Below are 19,024 nucleotides of genomic sequence, written 5' to 3' on the forward strand. Positions count from 1 at the left end.
GTCACACCCGTTCCCATGCCGAACACGGAAGTTAAGCTTCTCAGCGCCGATGGTAGTTGGGGGTTTCCCCCTGTGAGAGTAGGACGTTGCCAGGCACACGAAAGACCAGCTGTATAAGCTGGTCTTTTTATTGTTTTCACAGCTCGGACACAGGTTTTTCAATAAACGCGAAGAATCGATGCATAATCAAAATTAATCGATGCATAAACCTGAAGAATCGATCAATAACTTGCAGGAATCGATCGATAAATAGATGAACAAGCCCATTACTCGTTAGATGAACCCTCAAAATCAGGTGTCTGTACCATAAATTTTATAAAACCAGGCACCTTTTTAAGAAGAATCTATAATTCCTAGTTATTTTTAAAATACAGAAGCTTGGTTTTTCCTGTTTTCACAGACTGGACACAGGTTTTTCAATAAACTAGAAGAATCAATGCATAACCAAAAATAATCGATGCATAAACCTGAAGAACCGATCAATAATTTGAAGGAATCGATCGATAAATGATGAACAAGCCTATTCATCGTTAGATCAACCTTGAAAATCAAGTGACAGCCGTATGATTTTTCGCAAACAAATCCCCATTTTGATGGATTCACATAATACTTGGTTACTTTTAAGATAGAGAGGCTTCCTTTTTACGGGTTTTAACAAGATTGACGCAATAATCGATAAGAAATCCAGACATAATTTTAAAAATGAAACGTTAACCCGCAACAATCGGTTAAAAGAAGTACATTAGACTACCTATAACTCATTAGATTTATAAATCCCGATCAACTTGCCACCTGACACAATCGACGGCAGAATTCCGCCCTGCCAGATTCCGCATTACCTCCATTTGTCAACGAAAATGAGCAAGGTCTTGTGTCAAATTCTTAACAGGGCATGGGTGTGTATCTTCAAATAAAATCGATTTTCCCCCACAGGCTCCAACTTAATGTTACCTGTGTATCTTTTGGTTGTTTTAACTCATCCTAAAAAGGAAATGCATAAATAGAGAAGAATGTTGCAGCTGACTTTACAAATCGCTGCTTTTCTGGGATTATTGGACCTGCTTTAGTTTATATGTTTGGAGGGGATGGAATGTTTGAAAATGGTTTTGTCATGGTCGCAATTATTCTGATCATAAATATTGTATATGTTTCTTTTTTTACAATCAGGATGATTCTAACTTTAAAGGGCCAGCGTTATTTGGCTGCTTTTCTCAGCACGATAGAAGTGGTGATTTATGTTGTTGGGCTTGGGCTCGTTCTCGATAATCTCAATCAGATTCAAAACCTTATCGCGTATGCAGTGGGCTATGGAATCGGGGTTGTGGTCGGAATGAAGATTGAAGAGAAGCTGGCATTGGGGTATATCACAGTTAATGTGATCACGGCTGAGTATGACCGGGACTTGCCAAAGGTTCTTCGGGAAGAAGGTTACGGGGTGACCACCTGGGCAGCGAATGGCCGTGAAGGCGACCGGATGGCCTTGCAGATCTTGACGCCGCGCAAATTCGAATTAAAACTATATAAAACGATTCAGGAGCAGGATCCGAAAGCGTTTATCATTGCGTATGAGCCTAAGACTATTCATGGCGGGTTCTGGGTGAAGAACGTAAGGAAAGGAAATCTTTTCTCATGAGCAAAGGAAACAAGAAAAATACAAGCAAAAAAAAGATGTTTGAGGTTGGTGAAAATGAAACCATTGACCAATGCCTCGACCGGATTGCCAAAGAAGGCTATACACCTGTCAGACGGGTGGAAAAACCGATTTTCAAGGAAGTGGTCCTTAACGGAAAAACGGAGTATGAACCTGCAGGAAGACAGATTGTTTTTGAAGCGAAGCTCGCAGAATAGAATCAGCGGGCAGGAGAACAATTAAATTTTACCAAGAAATTCCTCTTTTTCCACAGTTAAAACACGAACATTTATATTTTAGTGATAGTAATTGTTCGATTATTCATTGACAACTTATCAAAAAAGTTGTTAATATGTAGGTGGAATTAATAATAGTTGAATTTTCCTTCGTATAATAATGGGGATATGGCCCATGAGTTTCTACCCGATAACCGTAAATTATTGGACTATGAGGGAAAGTAGTTTCCTATATGGAAGGGAAAAGAGAGGAATCCAGGACTCCCTGGGTGGAATCTCTTTGTCAGAGCCCGGACAGACTACTTTCTCTTCATGTAAAGAGAAGGAATCTGTGCGGGTTTTTATTTTAGTTAAAAAAGACAGGGGATGTAATATGAAGGCAGCGGTTGGCGTAATTATGGGCAGCAAATCGGACTGGGAAACGATGAAACATACCTGTGAGATCCTTGATCAGCTGGATATACCATATATAAAGCAAGTGGTTTCTGCTCATCGGACACCTGATTTAATGTTTGAATTTGCAGAGAAGGCAAGAGGGGAAGGACTGAAGGTGATCATTGCCGGTGCAGGCGGGGCAGCTCACCTTCCAGGAATGGTGGCAGCCAAGACAACCCTGCCGGTCATTGGGGTTCCTGTTCAGACAAGGGCATTGAACGGCATGGACTCTCTATTATCAATCGTCCAGATGCCAGGGGGAGTTCCTGTGGCTACAGTCGCAATCGGTACGGCAGGGGCGAAGAATGCCGGGTTGCTTGCTGCTCAAATGTTATCCGCTTTTGATAGCAAGATTGCCGACAGGCTGGATAAGCTAAGAGAAGATACAAAAAAAGCTGTTATGGAAAGCAGTGATGAACTTGTCTAAAACAATTTTACCAGGACAGACAATCGGAATTATCGGCGGCGGACAGCTCGGCAGGATGATGACGCTGGCAGCGAAGGCAATGGGCTTTCGCATCGCAGTACTGGATCCTGTAGAAGATTGTCCATGCGGACAGGTAGCAGACGAACAGATTATTGGTGCCTATGATGACCTGAAAGCGATCGAGAGGCTGGCACAGGTCAGCGATGTGATCACATACGAGTTCGAAAATATCAATGCAGAAGCGCTTGAGTGGTTAACGAATCACGCCTACGTTCCTCAGGGTACCGGGCTGCTCCGTGAAACTCAGGACAGGATTAAGGAAAAAGCCGCCATCCAGTCTGCAGGGGTAAAGGTCGCACCGTATGCGGTCATTAAAAATGTGGAAGACATCGACCTGCATATAAAAGATCTTGGATTGCCGGCTGTCCTCAAAACAGCTAGAGGCGGATATGATGGGAAAGGACAGCTGGTCATTAAACATCCATCTGACCTGGACGCAGCCGAAGAACTGGTGAATCAGGGGCCATGTGTGCTTGAAAAGTGGATCCCATTTGAAAAAGAAGTTTCAGTCATCATCACCAGGAACCCGTCAGGCGAATCAGCGGTGTTCCCGGTTGCTGAAAACCTGCATGAGAACAATATTCTTCATCAAACTGTCGTGCCGGCAAGGATCAGCAAGCCTGCAGAGGAGAAGGCCGTCAAGGCGGCCCGGCAGCTGGCTGAGGCATTAAATCTTACTGGTACACTTGCAGTGGAAATGTTTTTAACAAAAGATGATGAGATTTATATAAATGAATTGGCACCAAGGCCTCACAATTCCGGACATTATACAATTGAAGCCTGTGAAACCTCGCAGTTTGAACAGCATATCCGGGCAGTGGCGAACTGGCCTCTTGCAAGCACTGAGCTGCTGAAGCCTGCTGTGATGGTAAACATTCTGGGCGAGCACCAGGAAGCCCTGATCAATAAAATTAGTGAGCTGAAAGACTGGAAAATTCATTTGTACGGGAAAAAAGAGGCAAAGTTCCAAAGGAAAATGGGACATGTAACCTTGCTGAGGGATACTGTGGAGCAGGCGGTTAAAGAAGCAGCCGACAGCGGCATCTGGGAAAGAACGCCCGAGTACAGTGCCCAAAAGAATTGATTACATTTTATAGCTGCAGAAAAGATCGGAGGACAAATTAGATGATAGATCGTTATACAAGACCTGAAATGGGAGCAATCTGGACGGAAGAGAATAGGTTTAAGGCCTGGCTGGAAGTGGAAATCCTCGCTTGTGAAGCCTGGTCAGAGCTTGGAGATATCCCTAAAGAGGATGTTCAAAAGCTGCGCGAAAATGCCTCTTTCGATATCAACCGCATCAAAGAAATTGAAGAAGAAACAAGACATGATGTTGTTGCTTTCACGAGAGCCGTTTCGGAAACACTTGGTGAAGAGCGGAAATGGGTCCATTACGGACTGACTTCCACCGACGTTGTCGATACAGCTTTATCCTATCTTTTAAAGCAGGCAAATGTGATTATTTTAAAAGACCTGGAGAACTTTGTAGAAATCCTTAAAAACAAGGCTCAGGAGCATAAATATACGGTCATGATGGGAAGAACACACGGGGTCCATGCGGAGCCGACGACTTTTGGATTAAAACTTGCCCTGTGGCATGAAGAAATGAAACGCAACCTCGAACGTTTCAAGCAGGCAGCAGCAGGGGTGGAATTCGGAAAGATTTCCGGTGCAGTCGGTACTTATGCGAATATTGATCCTTTCGTTGAAAGCTACGTTTGTGAAAAGCTTGGGATTCAGCCAGCACCAATTTCAACCCAGACCCTTCAGCGTGACCGCCATGCGCATTACATGTCCACTCTGGCACTGATTGCAACTTCCGTTGAAAAGTTCGCGGTTGAAGTACGCGGATTGCAAAAGAGTGAAACACGCGAAGTGGAAGAATTCTTTGCAAAAGGACAAAAAGGATCTTCGGCGATGCCGCACAAGCGCAATCCGATCGGATCGGAAAATATGACAGGGTTGGCACGAGTGATCCGCGGCTACATGATGACAGCTTACGAGAATGTCCCGCTGTGGCATGAACGCGATATCTCCCATTCTTCAGCAGAGCGGATTATCCTGCCAGATGCAACGATTGCTCTTAACTATATGTTAAACAGGTTTGGAAATATCATCAAAAATCTGACTGTGTATCCAGAAAACATGAAGCGGAACATGGATCGCACACTCGGTTTGATCTACTCTCAGCGTGTCCTTCTTGCCTTAATTGAAAAAGGGATGTCACGCGAGGAAGCCTATGACACTGTGCAGCCAAGGGCAATGGAAGCCTGGGAAAAGCAGGTTGCATTCCGCAGCCTGATTGAAAGTGATTCAAAAATCACCGGCCTATTAAGTACAGAGGAAATTGATGATTGCTTTGACTATAACTATCACATTAAACATGTGGATACAATCTTTGAACGTCTTGGATTATAAGAGAAAGAATTAGTTCAACTCAATAAAAGGCAAGGTTTCCTTGCCTTTTTAAACCAACAGGTGATTGAAGATTCCCAATCTTCACTATTAGGGGGCGCCAAAAATGGAAAAACAAGCACTGTTATATGAGGGAAAAGCAAAACGAGTTTATCTCACAAATGACGAAAATATTGTCTGGATTGAATACAAGGATTCAGCAACTGCTTTTAATGGAGAGAAAAAAGCGGAGATTGCCGGCAAGGGACGCTTAAACAACGAGATTACTAGTTTGCTATTTTCAAAGCTTCATGAAGTAGGAGTTAGCTCTCATTTTATCAAAAAGGTCTCCGAAACAGAGCAGCTGGTCAAGAGAGTAGAAATCATTCCGCTCGAGGTGATTGTGCGCAACTACGCAGCGGGCAGTTTTTCGAAACGTCTGGGAGTGGAAGAAGGCAAGAAGTTTCACCGTCCATTAGTGGAGTTTTGCCTGAAGAATGACGATCTCGGTGATCCACTGGTAACGGATGACCAAATTGATATCCTGCAAATTGCAGGAAGCGAAGAAGTGGAGTACTTGAAAACAAAAGCTTTGGAAGTTAATCAAGTGCTGACAGGATTTTTTCAGGAAATTGGCGTACGCCTTGTAGATTTTAAACTTGAGTTTGGGAAAGACGCTGAAGGAAATATCCTTCTGGCTGATGAGGTTTCACCTGATACTTGCCGCCTTTGGGATTTGGAAACAAACCAAAAGCTTGATAAAGATGTATTCCGCCGCGATTTAGGAAGTTTAACAACAGCTTACGAAACGATTCTGGGACGTTTGGGAGGAGAAAAAGCATGTACAAAGTAAAGGTGTATGTCACGTTAAGGGAAAGTGTATTGGATCCACAGGGAACAGCGGTTAAAAAGTCATTGAAAACCATGGGCTACGGTGCTGTCGAAGATGTCCGCATCGGCAAATACATGGAACTGTCGCTTGAAAAGACAGACCGTGATGTACATGAGACAGTAAAAGAGATGTGCGAGCGCCTCCTTTCCAACCCGGTCATTGAGGATTATCGCTACGAAATCGAGGAGTGTGTTGCACAGTGAAATTTGCGGTAATCGTGTTTCCAGGTTCGAACTGTGATGTTGATATGTACCATGCTGCTAAGGATGAGCTCGGTGAAGATGCAGAGTACGTATGGCATGATGAAACCAGCCTCGATGGATATGATGCGATTCTTCTTCCAGGTGGCTTCTCTTTTGGGGATTATTTACGGACAGGAGCGATTGCCCGGTTCAGCCCGGTCATGAGCGAAGTCATCAAGGCAGCCAAGGCTGGCAAGCCGGTTCTTGGAGTGTGCAACGGATTCCAGGTTTTACTCGAAGCAGGCCTGCTTCCGGGAGCCATGCGCCGCAACGAAAGCTTGAAATTCATTTGCCGGCCTGTTGGCTTGAAGGTAGAAAATAATAACACGATGTTCAGTTCTGCATATGAGCAGGGAGAAGTCATCCAGATACCTGTTGCCCACGGGGAAGGCAACTACTACTGCGATGAGGAGACAATGGCCAGCTTAAAGCAAAACAATCAGATTGTCTTTACGTACCATGGCACTAACCCAAATGGAAGCATTGAAGATATTGCCGGTATTGTAAACGAACAGGGGAATGTCCTCGGCATGATGCCGCATCCAGAACGGGCTGTCGATACGCTGCTGGGCGGAGCAGACGGCCTGAAGCTATTCAAGTCAATTGTCAAACAATGGAGGGAATCACATGCGGTTAAAGCTTGAACCAAGTCCGGAGCAAATTAAGACAGAAAAGATTTATCAGCAAATGGGTGTCTCTGACGAAGAGTTCGCGCGGATTGAAGAAATTCTCGGACGCTTGCCAAACTATACGGAAATTGGAGTTTTTTCCGTCATGTGGTCTGAACATTGCAGCTATAAAAACTCAAAGCCTGTTCTTAAGAAATTCCCTGTAACAGGCGACCGGGTCCTCCAGGGCCCTGGCGAGGGAGCCGGAATCGTCGATATCGGCGATGAACAGGCAGTTGTTTTTAAAATTGAAAGTCATAATCACCCTTCTGCCATTGAACCTTATCAAGGAGCAGCTACAGGCGTTGGCGGCATCATCCGTGACGTTTTCTCCATGGGTGCCCGTCCGATCGCCCTGCTGAATTCTTTGCGGTTTGGAGAGCTTCAGTCAGCTAGAGGCAAGTACCTGTTCGAGGAAGTTGTAGCCGGCATTGCAGGGTACGGAAACTGCATCGGGATTCCTACAGTTGGCGGAGAAGTGCAATTTGATCCTTGCTATGAAGGGAACCCGCTGGTTAATGCAATGTGTGTTGGAATCATCGATCATAAGGACATTAAAAAAGGCCAGGCGCATGGTGTTGGAAATACCGTTATGTATGCAGGTGCAAAGACTGGCCGGGATGGAATTCATGGAGCTACGTTTGCATCCGAGGAGCTGACGGAGCAATCCGAAGAAAAACGCCCTGCGGTCCAGGTAGGAGATCCATTCATGGAAAAACTGCTGCTGGAAGCTTGCCTTGAAGTCGTCCAAAACGATGCATTGGTCGGAATCCAGGATATGGGTGCAGCAGGCCTGACAAGCTCTGCTGCTGAAATGGCAAGCAAAGCAGGTTCAGGGATTGAAATGAACCTAGACCTTGTCCCGCAGCGTGAAACAGGCATGACACCTTACGAGATGATGCTGTCCGAGTCCCAGGAACGGATGCTGATGGTTGTTCAAAAAGGAAGAGAGCAAGAGATTGTTGACCTTTTTGAAAAGTACGGGCTTGAAGCAGTAGCGGTAGGTCATGTAACAGATGATAAAATGCTCCGCCTGATCCATCAAGGGGAAGTTGTGGCAGAAATGCCTGCTGATGCACTTGCTGAAGATGCTCCGGTTTATTACAAAGAGTCAAGAGAACCTGAGTATTTCCGTGAATACCAGGAAATGAAGCCGGAAACTCCTGCTGTGGACAACTTTGAAGAAACTCTTCTACAGCTGTTGGAACAGCCGACCGTTGCCAGCAAGGAATGGATTTATGACCAGTACGATTATATGGTTCGCACAAATACGGTAGTTGCTCCTGGTTCTGACGCAGCGGTTGTCCGCATCCGTGGAACTGAAAAAGCGCTGGCGATGACGACAGATTGCAACTCACGCTACATCTATCTTGATCCTGAAACAGGCGGTAAGATTGCAGTAGCAGAAGCAGCCAGAAATATTGTCTGCTCGGGCGGAGAACCGCTTGCCATCACCGATTGCCTGAATTTCGGCAATCCTGAAAAGCCGGAAATCTTCTGGCAGCTTGAAAAAGCGGCAGACGGCATGAGTGCAGCATGCCGGGCCTTCAATTCTCCAGTTATCAGCGGAAATGTTTCTCTATATAACGAAACAAACGGAACGGCCATTTATCCGACACCAGTCATTGGAATGGTCGGACTCGTACAGCATATTGACCATACAACTACCCAGCAGTTCAAGGAGTCTGGCGACCTGATTTATCTTTTAGGTGAAACAAAAGAGGAGTTTGGCGGCAGTGAGCTGCAGAAGCTTGTTTATGGCAAGATTTTTGGAAAAGCCCCAGCCATTGACCTTGAAGTAGAGAGCAAGCGCCAAAATCAAATTCTTGATGCCATCCGTGCAGGACTTGTATCCTCTGCCCATGATATCGCAGAAGGTGGGACAGGTATTGCCTTGGCAGAAAGCGTAATCGGATCTGACGGACTTGGAGCCGATGTCGAGCTTGAAGGGGAAGCAGCGGCGGCATTGTTCAGTGAGTCGCAATCCCGCTTTATTTTATCAGTCAAACCGGAACATCAGGCGGCGTTCGAAGCAGCAACAGATGCAGTCCTGATCGGGAAGGTGACAGATGCTCCTGTGCTTCGTATTTCGGTTGAAGGGAAGAAGGTAGTCGAGCTTGCAGCTGACAGGATGAAAAATGCCTGGAAAGGAGCTATCCCATGCTTGCTGAATTAAAAGGTTTGAATGAAGAGTGTGGCGTATTTGGGATTTGGGGGCATGATAATGCCGCCCAAATCGCCTACTACGGTTTGCACAGCCTCCAGCACCGCGGCCAGGAAGGTACCGGAATCGTTGTTACGGACGGCCGGCAGCTGAAAGGGAAAAAGGGCGAGGGTCTTGTTACAGAGGTATTTTCAAAGAATGCCATCCAGGAACTCGAGGGGAACTCTGCCATCGGCCATGTCCGTTATGCGACGGCGGGGGGCGGCGGCTACGAGAATGTACAGCCGCTGCTGTTCAATTCGCAGAACGGAAGCCTTGCGCTTGCCCATAACGGGAACCTGGTGAATGCCAACAACCTCAAGCACCAGCTCGAAGGCCAGGGGAGCATTTTCCAGACAAGCTCTGATACAGAGGTACTGGCCCATTTGATCAGAAGGAGCGGTTTTTCGCAGCTGAAGGATCAGGTAAAGAATGCACTTTCCATGCTGAAAGGGGCTTATGCATTCCTGATCATGACCGAGACGGAAATGATGGTCGCCCTGGATCCGCATGGCTTAAGGCCTTTATCTCTTGGGCTGCTGGGGGATGCCTATGTAGTGGCTTCGGAAACCTGTGCATTTGATATCATTGGCGCAGAGTTTGTGCGTGATGTCCTGCCAGGGGAGCTCTTGATCATCAATGATGATGGAATTCAATCTGAAATGTTTACCATTAATTCCAATACAGCTCTATGTGCGATGGAATACGTTTACTTTTCAAGACCAGACAGCAATGTAAATGGAATTAATGTTCACACGGCCCGTAAAAGTCTTGGTAAACAGCTTGCCACAGAAGCCCCAATCGAGGCGGATGTTGTTACAGGTGTACCTGATTCCAGCATTTCTGCTGCCATTGGCTATGCGGAAGCAGCCGGGATTCCATACGAAATGGGATTGATTAAAAACCGTTATGTAGGGCGTACGTTCATTCAGCCTTCTCAATCACTCCGTGAGCAGGGGGTAAAAATGAAGCTGTCTCCTGTACGTGGGGTTGTTGAGGGCAAGCGTGTCATTATGGTCGATGATTCGATCGTCCGGGGCACAACGAGCCGAAGAATCGTGACAATGCTGAAGGAAGCAGGAGCGACAGAGGTTCATGTTGTGATCAGCTCACCGCCAATCAAAAATCCGTGCTTTTACGGAATTGATACTTCGTCCAGCGAAGAACTGATTGCTTCGGATAAATCCGTTGAGCAAATAAGGGAAATCATTGGAGCCGATTCACTCACTTTCTTAAGCGTGGATGGCCTGGTAAAAGCTGTTGGCAGCGAGGGAGAAGGAGAAACAAAAGGCCGATGCCTGGCTTGTTTTACGGGCAAGTATCCAACAGAGATCTATCCAGAGGAAATGGCAACCGGCAGAAAGTGCTAGACTTACAGGTCAATAGTTAAAGCGGCATAATAAAGGATGCCGTTTTTCTATTCATAAAGAACGATCATGATAGAAAAACATGCGGAGGTTGGGAGAATGGCAAATGCCTATAAGCAAGCAGGGGTAGATATTGAGGCAGGCTATGAATCTGTCGAACGGATGAAAAAGCATGTACAGCGGACGGCTCGTCAGGGAGTGATTGGTGGTCTTGGCGGTTTTGGAGGAATGTTTGACCTTTCTAGCCTTGGTCTTCAGGAACCAGTACTGGTTTCAGGTACAGATGGAGTTGGAACAAAGCTGTTGCTTGCTTTTATGATGGATCGTCATGATACGATCGGGATTGATGCTGTAGCAATGTGTGTCAATGATATCGCAGTTCAAGGTGCGGAGCCTTTATACTTTCTTGACTATATTGCATGTGGAAAGGCAGAGCCTGAACGGATTGAGGCGATTGTCAAAGGTATTGCTGACGGCTGCGAAATGGCTGGCTGTGCCCTTGTCGGCGGCGAAACTGCCGAAATGCCGGGGATGTATGGTGCGGAGGAATACGATCTGGCTGGTTTCGCGGTAGGAGCGGTAGAAAAGTCAAAAATCGTCAATGGTTCGGAAATTAAAAGCGGAGACGCATTAATCGGCCTTTCATCCAGCGGAATCCACAGTAACGGGTATTCTCTTGTCCGCAAAGTGTTTTTAGAGGATGGCGGCTACAAGCTGGATCAGCATGTTGAAGAACTGGGTTGTACACTAGGTGACGAGCTCCTGCGTCCAACCAAAATTTATGTAAAGCCTTTGCTTTCAGCGCTGGAGAAGTTCAGCTTAAAAGGAATGGCCCATATCACTGGCGGAGGATTTATTGAAAACATTCCAAGAATGCTTCCGGAAGGACTTGGGGCAGAGATTCAGGAGGGCAGCTGGGAGATACCGCCTGTATTCACATTGCTTGAATCCGCTGGCAGCCTTGATCGGGAAGAAATGTACAACATCTTCAACATGGGAATTGGAATGGTTGTAGCGGCGCCGGCAGAGCAGGCACAGGAAATCATCCGTCATTTTGAGTCCTGCGGAGAAAAAGCCTATCAAATTGGTTCCGTAACCGATCAGGCTGGAGTCAATGTACAGATTCAGGGAGGAAGCAAATGAAACGGATAGCCGTATTTGCTTCAGGAAACGGGAGTAACTTCCAGGCCATCCTGGACGCTAATAAAAGCGGAGCCCTGAACGCTAAGGTTGCTCTGCTTGTCTGCGACCGTTCTGATGCTTTTGCCATTGAAAGGGCGGAAAAGGAAGGCGTTCCTGCGTTTGTTTTTAATCCAAAGAATTTCTTCGATAAAGCAGCCTATGAGTCTGATATTCTCGAATACCTTGAAACGATGAAAATTGACTTTATCGCCCTGGCAGGCTATATGCGACTGGTAGGTTCAACACTTTTAGAAAAATATGAAGGCAGAATCGTCAATATCCACCCATCACTTCTTCCGGAATTTCCAGGGAAAGATGCCATTGGGCAGGCATTGACGGCCGCCGCTGATAAAACCGGCGCCACTGTCCATTTCGTTGATTCGGGTATGGATACCGGCCAAATCATCGCTCAGGAAAGTGTTACAATTGAACCGGGAGAAACAAGGGAGACGCTTCAAAAGAAAATCCAGCAAATTGAACATACATTATATCCAGCAGTGATTGAGAAGCTCTTAAATGGGACAAAGGAGACAATACAATGACAAAAAAACGCGCACTAATTTCTGTTTCAGATAAAAATGGAATCGTTGATTTCGCAAGGGAACTTACAGAGCTTGGCTTCGAGATTGTTTCCACAGGAGGCACCAAAAAGGCGTTGGCTGAGGGCGGCGTTCCTGTCATTGGAATCAGTGATGTTACAGGTTTTCCGGAAATCCTTGAGGGACGTGTAAAAACATTGCACCCGAATATCCATGGAGGCCTGCTTGCGAAAGTAGGGGAAGAAGGACATCGCCAGCAGCTGGAAGAGCACGGGATTACTCCGATTGAACTAGTCTGTGTCAATCTGTATCCGTTCCAGCAGACGATTTCAAAGCCGGATGTGTCTGTTGAGGACGCAATTGAAAATATCGACATCGGCGGTCCAGCGATGCTGCGCGCATCTGCAAAGAACCATGAATATATTACAGTCGTTGTCGATCCTGAAGATTATGCAATTGTCATTGAGGAATTCAGGAACAATGGGAAGACAGAGGCTGCTACCCGCCGCCGTCTCGCAGCAAAGGTTTACCGTCATACTGCTTCATATGATGCGATGATTGCAGAATACATGACAAACCTTGCAGGAGAAGAGAATCCTGAAAAGCTGACTGTTACTTATGAACTTAAACAGACTCTTCGCTATGGAGAAAACCCACACCAAAAAGCCTCATTTTACCGTAAGCCGCTTGGCTCTGTTTTTTCAATCGCGAACGCAGAGCAGCTGCACGGGAAAGAACTGTCATACAACAATATCAATGATGCAGACGCTGCCCTTCAGATCGTCAAGGAATTTGATGAGCCGGCCGCAGTTGCTGTTAAACATATGAACCCATGCGGAGTTGGAACAGGCACCAATGTTTATGAAGCATTTTTAAAGGCTTTCGAGGCTGATCCAGTTTCCATTTTTGGCGGAATCATTGCCTTTAACCGTGAAGTAGACGGCGAGACAGCACGCAAGCTTTACGAGATCTTCCTGGAAATCGTCATTGCTCCATCCTTCAGCCAGGAAGCTCTGGAAATTTTAACAGGAAAGAAAAACCTTCGTTTGCTGACCATTCCTTTTGATCAGGAAGGAAAGACGGAAAGGAAGCTGACTTCCATCGAAGGAGGCCTGCTTGCACAGGAGTATGATGCATATGGCCTTAAAGAAGCGAACATTTCAGTCCCGACGAAGAGAGAGCCTACGGAGGCAGAGTGGGAAGCACTGAAGCTTGGCTGGAAAGTCGTGAAGCATGTGAAATCGAATGCTATTGTCGTAGCTGATAAGGATTCTACTTTAGGAATTGGTGCCGGGCAGATGAACCGTGTTGGCGCGGCTAAAATTGCCCTTGAGCAAGCAGGTGCCAAAGCAGAAGGTGCTGCTCTTGCATCCGATGCGTTCTTCCCGATGAATGACACCGTTGAAGCAGCAGCTAACGCTGGAATTACGGCTATCATTCAGCCTGGCGGATCCATCAAGGATGCAGATTCCATTAAAAAAGCCGATGAATATGGAATTGCCATGGTATTTACAGGAGTGCGCCATTTTAAACATTAATCTGCAGAGCTTTAAAAAAGTGTAAAGTTACCAGCTTTTTTAAGCAGCAATGTTTAGTGCTTGTCGTGAAAGCTTTGTTTATTCCAAAGATTAAACAAGGCTTTCCGCGAGTGAAAAATTGAAAAGCTGAATTTTTACGGAAAATATTTTCGGGGGTGGACGAATGAAGGTCCTTGTTATCGGCAGGGGAGGCCGTGAGCACGCTATCTGTCATAAAGTAAGCGAAAGTCCAAAAGTTGAGAAGGTGTTTGCAGCTCCAGGAAATCCCGGCATGGCGGATTGTGCTGTCTGCATCAATATCGACGAAAGCAGTCACGATGAGCTGATTGCTTTCGCCAAGGAAGAAGGAGTTGGTTTGACCATCATTGGTCCAGAAGTACCGCTTCTTGAAGGACTAGCTGACCGATTCTCTGAAGAAGGCCTAAAGGTTTTCGGTCCGAAAAAGCTTGCAGCCGAAATTGAAGGCAGCAAGTCTTTCGCCAAAGATATTATGCAAAAATACCAAATTCCCACAGGGGAGTACGAAGTATTTACGGATTTTGATAAAGCCTGGGATTACATTGAATTGAAAGGCGCACCAATTGTAATCAAGGCGGACGGGCTGGCGGCCGGCAAAGGTGTAACAGTTGCCATGACAAAGGAAGAAGCGCTCAGTTCACTTGAAGAAATGCTGCTTGATGCGAAGTTTGGAAGTGCTTCATCCAGAGTGGTCATTGAAGAATTTTTAGCGGGTGAGGAATTCTCCCTCATGGCTTTTGTTAACGGCGAAACGGTTATCCCGCTTGAAATCGCCCAGGATCATAAGCGTGCGTTCGATGGAGACCAGGGACCTAACACTGGCGGAATGGGAGCCTACTCCCCAGTTCCTTTCATTGAACAGGATTCTGTCAAGGAAGCTGTGGAAACGATTGTGAAACCGGCAGCTCGTGCTATGGTAAAAGAGGGGCGCAGTTTTACAGGAATTCTTTATGCAGGGTTGATCCAGACAGACAATGGGCCAAAGGTGATCGAATTCAATGCAAGGTTTGGCGATCCTGAAACACAGGTGGTTCTTCCTCGAATGAAGTCAGATCTTGTTGATGTCATTTTACAGCTTCTTGACGGCGGAGTTCCGGACGTTGAATGGCATCGAGAAGCGGTTCTTGGAGTTGTTGTGGCATCAAAGGGGTATCCTGAAGCCTATGAGAAAGGTGCAGTTCTTACTGGAATCGAGAGCATTTCCAATGGTGTCCAGGTGTTCCACGCCGGAACAGCAAAAGATAGGGAAGGCCGATTTGTTACCAATGGAGGCCGCGTGCTTCTCGCCGGAGCAAAAGCGGGAACGCTCGAAGAAGCTCAGAAACAAGTATATGGAGAGCTTAAAAAGCTGACGCCAGAAGGGGTATTTTACCGAAATGATATTGGCAGCAGAGCGATTAACCGAGTTCATTCCTAGAATAAAGAAAGCCCCCTGCCTTGGGGGCTTTTCCTATTCAGGTGGGATTGATGACATCCGGCTGGCTGTCCGCGTCCCCTCCGCCATATCTGTGGCTGTGGTTCAGCGATTCTTGTCCATCTTGATAGTCTTGATAGAGAGCCGTAACAGGACAATACCTCACAATTCCTTCCCCAACCTTCATTGCGGCAAGAATGGCCATGATCATATAAGAATTGCTGTTTGGCTTTTTCACCATCTTTGCCGTTGCCCAGCTGAGCATCGTCAACCCGCAAGTAATGCGGACCAGGGAGTTGACCATCCCGATGTTTTGCGTCACTTTCACCTTGAACATCTCCTTTGCCAAATTTTTTTCCTTCAAAATGTAAATTCTTTAATGCGTTAAAATATAAAATATGATACGATATGGATAGAAATGAAAGGGCTTTCTTTTTGGGAGCTTATTATACTAAAAAAACTATAAAGGCAACAGCCTAGTAAATTAGATGGAGAGGGAAGACCGTATGGAACAGCGTTACAGATGGAAAAATAAACAGCTGCGGAACCATGCAGCCGTTTTGGACGGCACCCTTTCACCGACGATTCTCTTAAAAAATGCAACGTATTTAAACCAAATCTTCCGTAAATGGATGATTGCTAATATTTGGATTTACAAAGACCGAATCGTGTATGTCGGTGAGAAGCTGCCAGCTCGTACAGATAAATGTGAAATCGTGGATTGCAGTGAAGGGGTGATTGTCCCCGGCTATATTGAGCCGCATGCACATCCGTTTCAGTTATATAATCCCCAGTCTTTTGCCGATTATGCAGCACAGCATGGAACAACCACACTTATCAACGACAATATGCTGCTGGCTTTGCAATTGGATAAAAAGAAAGCGTTTTCCTTCATTGAGGAAATGCGCCATCATCCAGTCAATATGTACTGGTGGTGCCGATTTGACAGCCAGTCCGAAATCCAGGATGAGGAAACGGTCTTTTCAAATGGGAATGTAAAGTCCTGGCTCGAATGTGACCATGTTGTTCAGGGGGGAGAGCTGACAGGATGGCCCAAATTGATGGATGGAGACGACTTGATGCTCCATTGGATGCAGGAAACAAAGCGGCTCAATAAAAAAATTGAAGGACATTTCCCAGGCGCCTCCGAGAAAACCCTGGCAAAAATGATGCTGTTCGGAGCTGACTGTGATCATGAAGCGATGACAGGGGAAGAGGTTGAGCGGCGTCTTATGCAAGGGTACATGGTATCTTTGCGCCACTCCTCGATAAGGCCGGATCTTCCCAGGCTGCTGAAAGAAATCCATGAGCGGGATATTGCTGTTTATGATCGTTTTATGCTAAATACCGATGGGTCCTCATCAGCTTGCTACGATAATGGGATCACGGACAAACTCATCAGGATTGCGCTGGATTGCGGGGTACCGGAAATTGATGCCTACAATATGGCGACAATCAACCCGGCCAGGTATTACAATTTTGAACATTTGCACGGGAATATTGCAACAGGGAGAGTAGCAAGCCTCAATTTCTTAAGTGACAAGAAGGAGCCTACTCCTGTTTCGGTACTGGCAAAAGGGCAATGGGTGAAAAGGGACGGAAAGGAAATACCAATCTCAACGGAAGTCCATTGGGATGAAGTGGGCCTTGATAAGCTGGAGATTGACTGGAGTATGGATTTGGACGATTTTCAATTTTCAATGCCCTTCGGAATCAAGATGGAGAATTCCGTAATCACAAAGCCATATTCCATCGCCATCGATGTTTCGGACAACAAGCTCTCCGAACAGCATGATGAATGCTTTTTCATGCTGATGGACCGGAATGGCAAATGGAGAATCAATACCCTGTTAAAGGGATTTGCCACAGGACTGGGCGGATTGGCAAGCTCTTTCTCAAGTACAGGAGATATCATTCTCATTGGGAAAAGCAAGGAAGATATGCTGTCAGCTTTTAACAGGATGAAAGAATTGGGAGGCGGAATTGTAATCTGTGAAGATGGCAAGCCTCAATGCGAGGTGCCTCTAACTTTAAAAGGATTAATGTCCAATCAGCCTGTCAGCGAATTAATTGCAATGGAAAAAGAGTTGTTCTCATATCTAGAGGAAAAGGGATACCGGTTTGCCGACCCAATCTATTCCCTGCTGTTTTTTTCCTCCACTCATCTTCCCTATATCCGTGTAACGCAGCAGGGGATTTATGATGTCATGAAGAAAACGGTACTCTTTCCAACGATAATGCGTTAAAATATAAAAGTATATAGAGATAAACAATATAGGGGTTACAAACTAGGGGTGTTTCACTATGGTCAAGAAATGGTTAGCTGTTTCTGCAGCAGCCTTGATGATTTTTACGGGATGCAGCCAGCAGAAGGAAGAAGCCCAGGAGCATTCCGGGAAAGAAGTCGAGGATGTCGGCAAAGAGGTCAGGGAAGATTCCTATCGATCCCCATTGACTGGCATCGTCACAGAAACCGAAAGCACTGACCGAGCATTTGCCGTTATGGTGAATAACCATCCAGTCGCCAGGCCGCAATCTGGCCTGGATAAAGCAGATGTCATCTACGAGGTCCTTGCCGAAGGGAAAGTGACAAGATTCCTTGCCATATTTGAAAGTGAGAAACCAGAAAAGGTCGGACCAGTGAGAAGTGCCAGGGATTATTTTATTGAGCTTGCAAAAGGGTATGACAGCTTGTATATCGCTCATGGCTACAGCCCTGAAGCAAAGGAATTGCTCCAAAGCGGATATATTGACCACCTGAATGGGATTCAGTATGATGGAACTCTGTTCAAGCGCGCCGATTTCAGGAAAGCACCCCATAACTCGTACATCACCTATGACAATATAAAAAGAGGCGCAGAAGAAAATGGATACCATATGGATGAGGCACCTGCGGCCCTGCCTTTTTTGACGAAAGATCAAGCAGAAAAGCTGAGCGGGGAGGAAGCGGGGGAAATCATGGTGTCCTATGGGGATCCAGCATTCGATGTTATCTATGAGTACGACAATGAGAGCCAAAATTTTCACCGTTTTAATGACGGGGAAGAAACGGTTGATCTGGATTCCAAACAGTCTGTTCTGATCGATAACATTTTCATTGTGGAAATGGGCCACCAGACGGTTGACAAGAAAGGGCGAAAATCCATCGACCTTACCTCGGGGGGCCGGGGCTACCTTTTCCAAAAGGGAATGGTCAACGAAGTGGAATGGAAAAATGTCGACGGCCGGATCCTGCCGTTCATGAACGGAAAGGAAGCAGGCTTTCTTCCCGGAAAGACATGGATCAATATTGTTCCATCAATAGACGATATATCCTTTGAAAGCGAATCCTGACATACTATTTAAATTAGAGTTAAAGGAGTTTGGTGAATGCAAATAGATAAGTTAAGAGGCCGAGAATTGGATCAGCTGTTTAAATCCATTTTATCGCTTCAGGATATGGAAGAATGTTACCGTTTTTTTGATGATCTTTGCACAGTCAACGAAATTCAGTCTCTGGCACAGCGTCTAGAGGTTGCGCGGATGCTGCGGGATGGAAATACCTATCACAAGATTGAAACGGAAACAGGCGCTAGCACTGCTACAATTTCACGGGTGAAACGCTGCCTTAATTACGGAAACGATGCTTACGAAATGGCACTTGAAAGAATTAAAGAAGAGGCAAGCGCAACAAATGAATAATGCAAGCCGGAGGTGATTATATCCCTCCGGTTTTCTTTTTGGGCGAGTTCGGCCTAAGGGAACATAATATCCTCAAAAAGGAAATAAGATTCCTAAGG

Annotated in this window: 18 protein-coding genes, 1 rRNA gene and 1 riboswitch; of the genes, 18 read left to right on the top strand and 1 reads right to left on the bottom strand. The window is 46.0% G+C overall.

What is annotated here, in order from left to right:
• From rrf to purD, 15 genes are all read left to right on the top strand, one after another.
• Positions 1-95, top strand: a 5S ribosomal RNA gene (gene rrf, locus EV146_RS23405); the annotation flags it as partial.
• A 995-nt stretch (positions 96-1,090) separates the two neighbouring features.
• Positions 1,091-1,633: a DUF2179 domain-containing protein gene (locus EV146_RS23410; protein ID WP_132011160.1), complete on the top strand. Its 543-nt coding sequence runs from the start codon at positions 1,091-1,093 to the stop codon at positions 1,631-1,633.
• A complete protein-coding gene (locus EV146_RS23415; RefSeq protein WP_132011161.1) occupies positions 1,630-1,848 on the top strand; it encodes an NETI motif-containing protein in 219 nt (72 codons plus the stop codon). The genes EV146_RS23410 and EV146_RS23415 overlap by 4 nt, the downstream gene beginning before the upstream one ends.
• 148 nt (positions 1,849-1,996) lie before the next feature.
• Positions 1,997-2,098, top strand: a riboswitch (purine riboswitch).
• Positions 2,099-2,239: 141 nt separating this feature from the next.
• Positions 2,240-2,728, top strand: a complete 489-nt coding sequence (gene purE, locus EV146_RS23420; protein WP_121610203.1) for a 5-(carboxyamino)imidazole ribonucleotide mutase — start codon at positions 2,240-2,242, stop codon at positions 2,726-2,728.
• Positions 2,715-3,872 (top strand): 5-(carboxyamino)imidazole ribonucleotide synthase, encoded by a 1,158-nt coding sequence (purK, locus tag EV146_RS23425; protein ID WP_132011162.1) that lies wholly within the window; start codon positions 2,715-2,717, stop codon positions 3,870-3,872. Before purE ends, purK begins: the two co-directional genes overlap by 14 nt.
• A 41-nt stretch (positions 3,873-3,913) precedes the next feature.
• Positions 3,914-5,206 (top strand): adenylosuccinate lyase, encoded by a 1,293-nt coding sequence (purB, locus tag EV146_RS23430; protein WP_121610201.1) that lies wholly within the window; start codon positions 3,914-3,916, stop codon positions 5,204-5,206.
• A 103-nt stretch (positions 5,207-5,309) separates the two neighbouring features.
• Positions 5,310-6,035, top strand: coding sequence for a phosphoribosylaminoimidazolesuccinocarboxamide synthase (gene purC, locus EV146_RS23435; RefSeq protein ID WP_132011163.1), 726 nt, complete (start codon positions 5,310-5,312; stop codon positions 6,033-6,035).
• Positions 6,023-6,277, top strand: a complete 255-nt coding sequence (gene purS / locus EV146_RS23440) for a phosphoribosylformylglycinamidine synthase subunit PurS (RefSeq protein ID WP_121610199.1) — start codon at positions 6,023-6,025, stop codon at positions 6,275-6,277. The genes purC and purS overlap by 13 nt, the downstream gene beginning before the upstream one ends.
• Positions 6,274-6,960: a phosphoribosylformylglycinamidine synthase subunit PurQ gene (purQ, locus tag EV146_RS23445; RefSeq protein WP_132011164.1), complete on the top strand. Its 687-nt coding sequence runs from the start codon at positions 6,274-6,276 to the stop codon at positions 6,958-6,960. Before purS ends, purQ begins: the two co-directional genes overlap by 4 nt.
• On the top strand, positions 6,944-9,160 hold the full coding sequence (purL, locus tag EV146_RS23450) for a phosphoribosylformylglycinamidine synthase subunit PurL (protein ID WP_132011165.1): 2,217 nt from the start codon (positions 6,944-6,946) through the stop codon (positions 9,158-9,160). Before purQ ends, purL begins: the two co-directional genes overlap by 17 nt.
• On the top strand, positions 9,145-10,557 hold the full coding sequence (purF, locus tag EV146_RS23455) for an amidophosphoribosyltransferase (protein WP_132011166.1): 1,413 nt from the start codon (positions 9,145-9,147) through the stop codon (positions 10,555-10,557). The genes purL and purF overlap by 16 nt, the downstream gene beginning before the upstream one ends.
• Before the next feature lie 96 nt (positions 10,558-10,653).
• A complete protein-coding gene (purM, locus tag EV146_RS23460; RefSeq protein WP_132011167.1) occupies positions 10,654-11,697 on the top strand; it encodes a phosphoribosylformylglycinamidine cyclo-ligase in 1,044 nt (347 codons plus the stop codon).
• Entirely contained in the window at positions 11,694-12,278 is a 585-nt protein-coding gene (gene purN / locus EV146_RS23465) for a phosphoribosylglycinamide formyltransferase (RefSeq protein ID WP_132011168.1), read from the top strand. The genes purM and purN overlap by 4 nt, the downstream gene beginning before the upstream one ends.
• The gene (gene purH, locus EV146_RS23470; protein WP_132011169.1) at positions 12,275-13,813 is read left to right on the top strand and encodes a bifunctional phosphoribosylaminoimidazolecarboxamide formyltransferase/IMP cyclohydrolase; all 1,539 of its coding nucleotides are present in this window, start codon (positions 12,275-12,277) and stop codon (positions 13,811-13,813) included. The genes purN and purH overlap by 4 nt, the downstream gene beginning before the upstream one ends.
• Positions 13,814-13,976: 163 nt before the next feature.
• Positions 13,977-15,248, top strand: coding sequence for a phosphoribosylamine--glycine ligase (gene purD / locus EV146_RS23475; RefSeq protein WP_132011170.1), 1,272 nt, complete (start codon positions 13,977-13,979; stop codon positions 15,246-15,248).
• A gap of 37 nt (positions 15,249-15,285) precedes the next feature.
• Here the strand turns inward: purD and EV146_RS23480 are convergent, their stop codons facing one another.
• Positions 15,286-15,573 carry a YgaP family membrane protein gene (locus tag EV146_RS23480; RefSeq protein ID WP_132011171.1) on the bottom strand — a complete coding sequence of 96 codons (288 nt, stop codon included), beginning with the start codon at positions 15,571-15,573 and terminating at the stop codon, positions 15,286-15,288.
• A gap of 178 nt (positions 15,574-15,751) precedes the next feature.
• Between EV146_RS23480 and EV146_RS23485 the strand changes: the two genes are divergently transcribed.
• From EV146_RS23485 to EV146_RS23495, 3 genes are read left to right on the top strand one after another with little or no spacing between them, the layout of a single operon-like run.
• Positions 15,752-17,491, top strand: coding sequence for an adenine deaminase C-terminal domain-containing protein (locus tag EV146_RS23485; RefSeq protein WP_132011172.1), 1,740 nt, complete (start codon positions 15,752-15,754; stop codon positions 17,489-17,491).
• Positions 17,492-17,549: 58 nt separating this feature from the next.
• Entirely contained in the window at positions 17,550-18,578 is a 1,029-nt protein-coding gene (locus EV146_RS23490) for a DUF3048 domain-containing protein (protein WP_132011173.1), read from the top strand.
• 36 nt (positions 18,579-18,614) lie between these two features.
• Positions 18,615-18,926, top strand: a complete 312-nt coding sequence (locus EV146_RS23495) for a YerC/YecD family TrpR-related protein (RefSeq protein ID WP_132011174.1) — start codon at positions 18,615-18,617, stop codon at positions 18,924-18,926.
• Positions 18,927-19,024 lie beyond the last annotated feature (98 nt).

It is taken from the genome of Mesobacillus foraminis, assembly GCF_004340465.1.
Classification (GTDB): domain Bacteria; phylum Bacillota; class Bacilli; order Bacillales; family Cytobacillaceae; genus Mesobacillus_B; species Mesobacillus_B foraminis.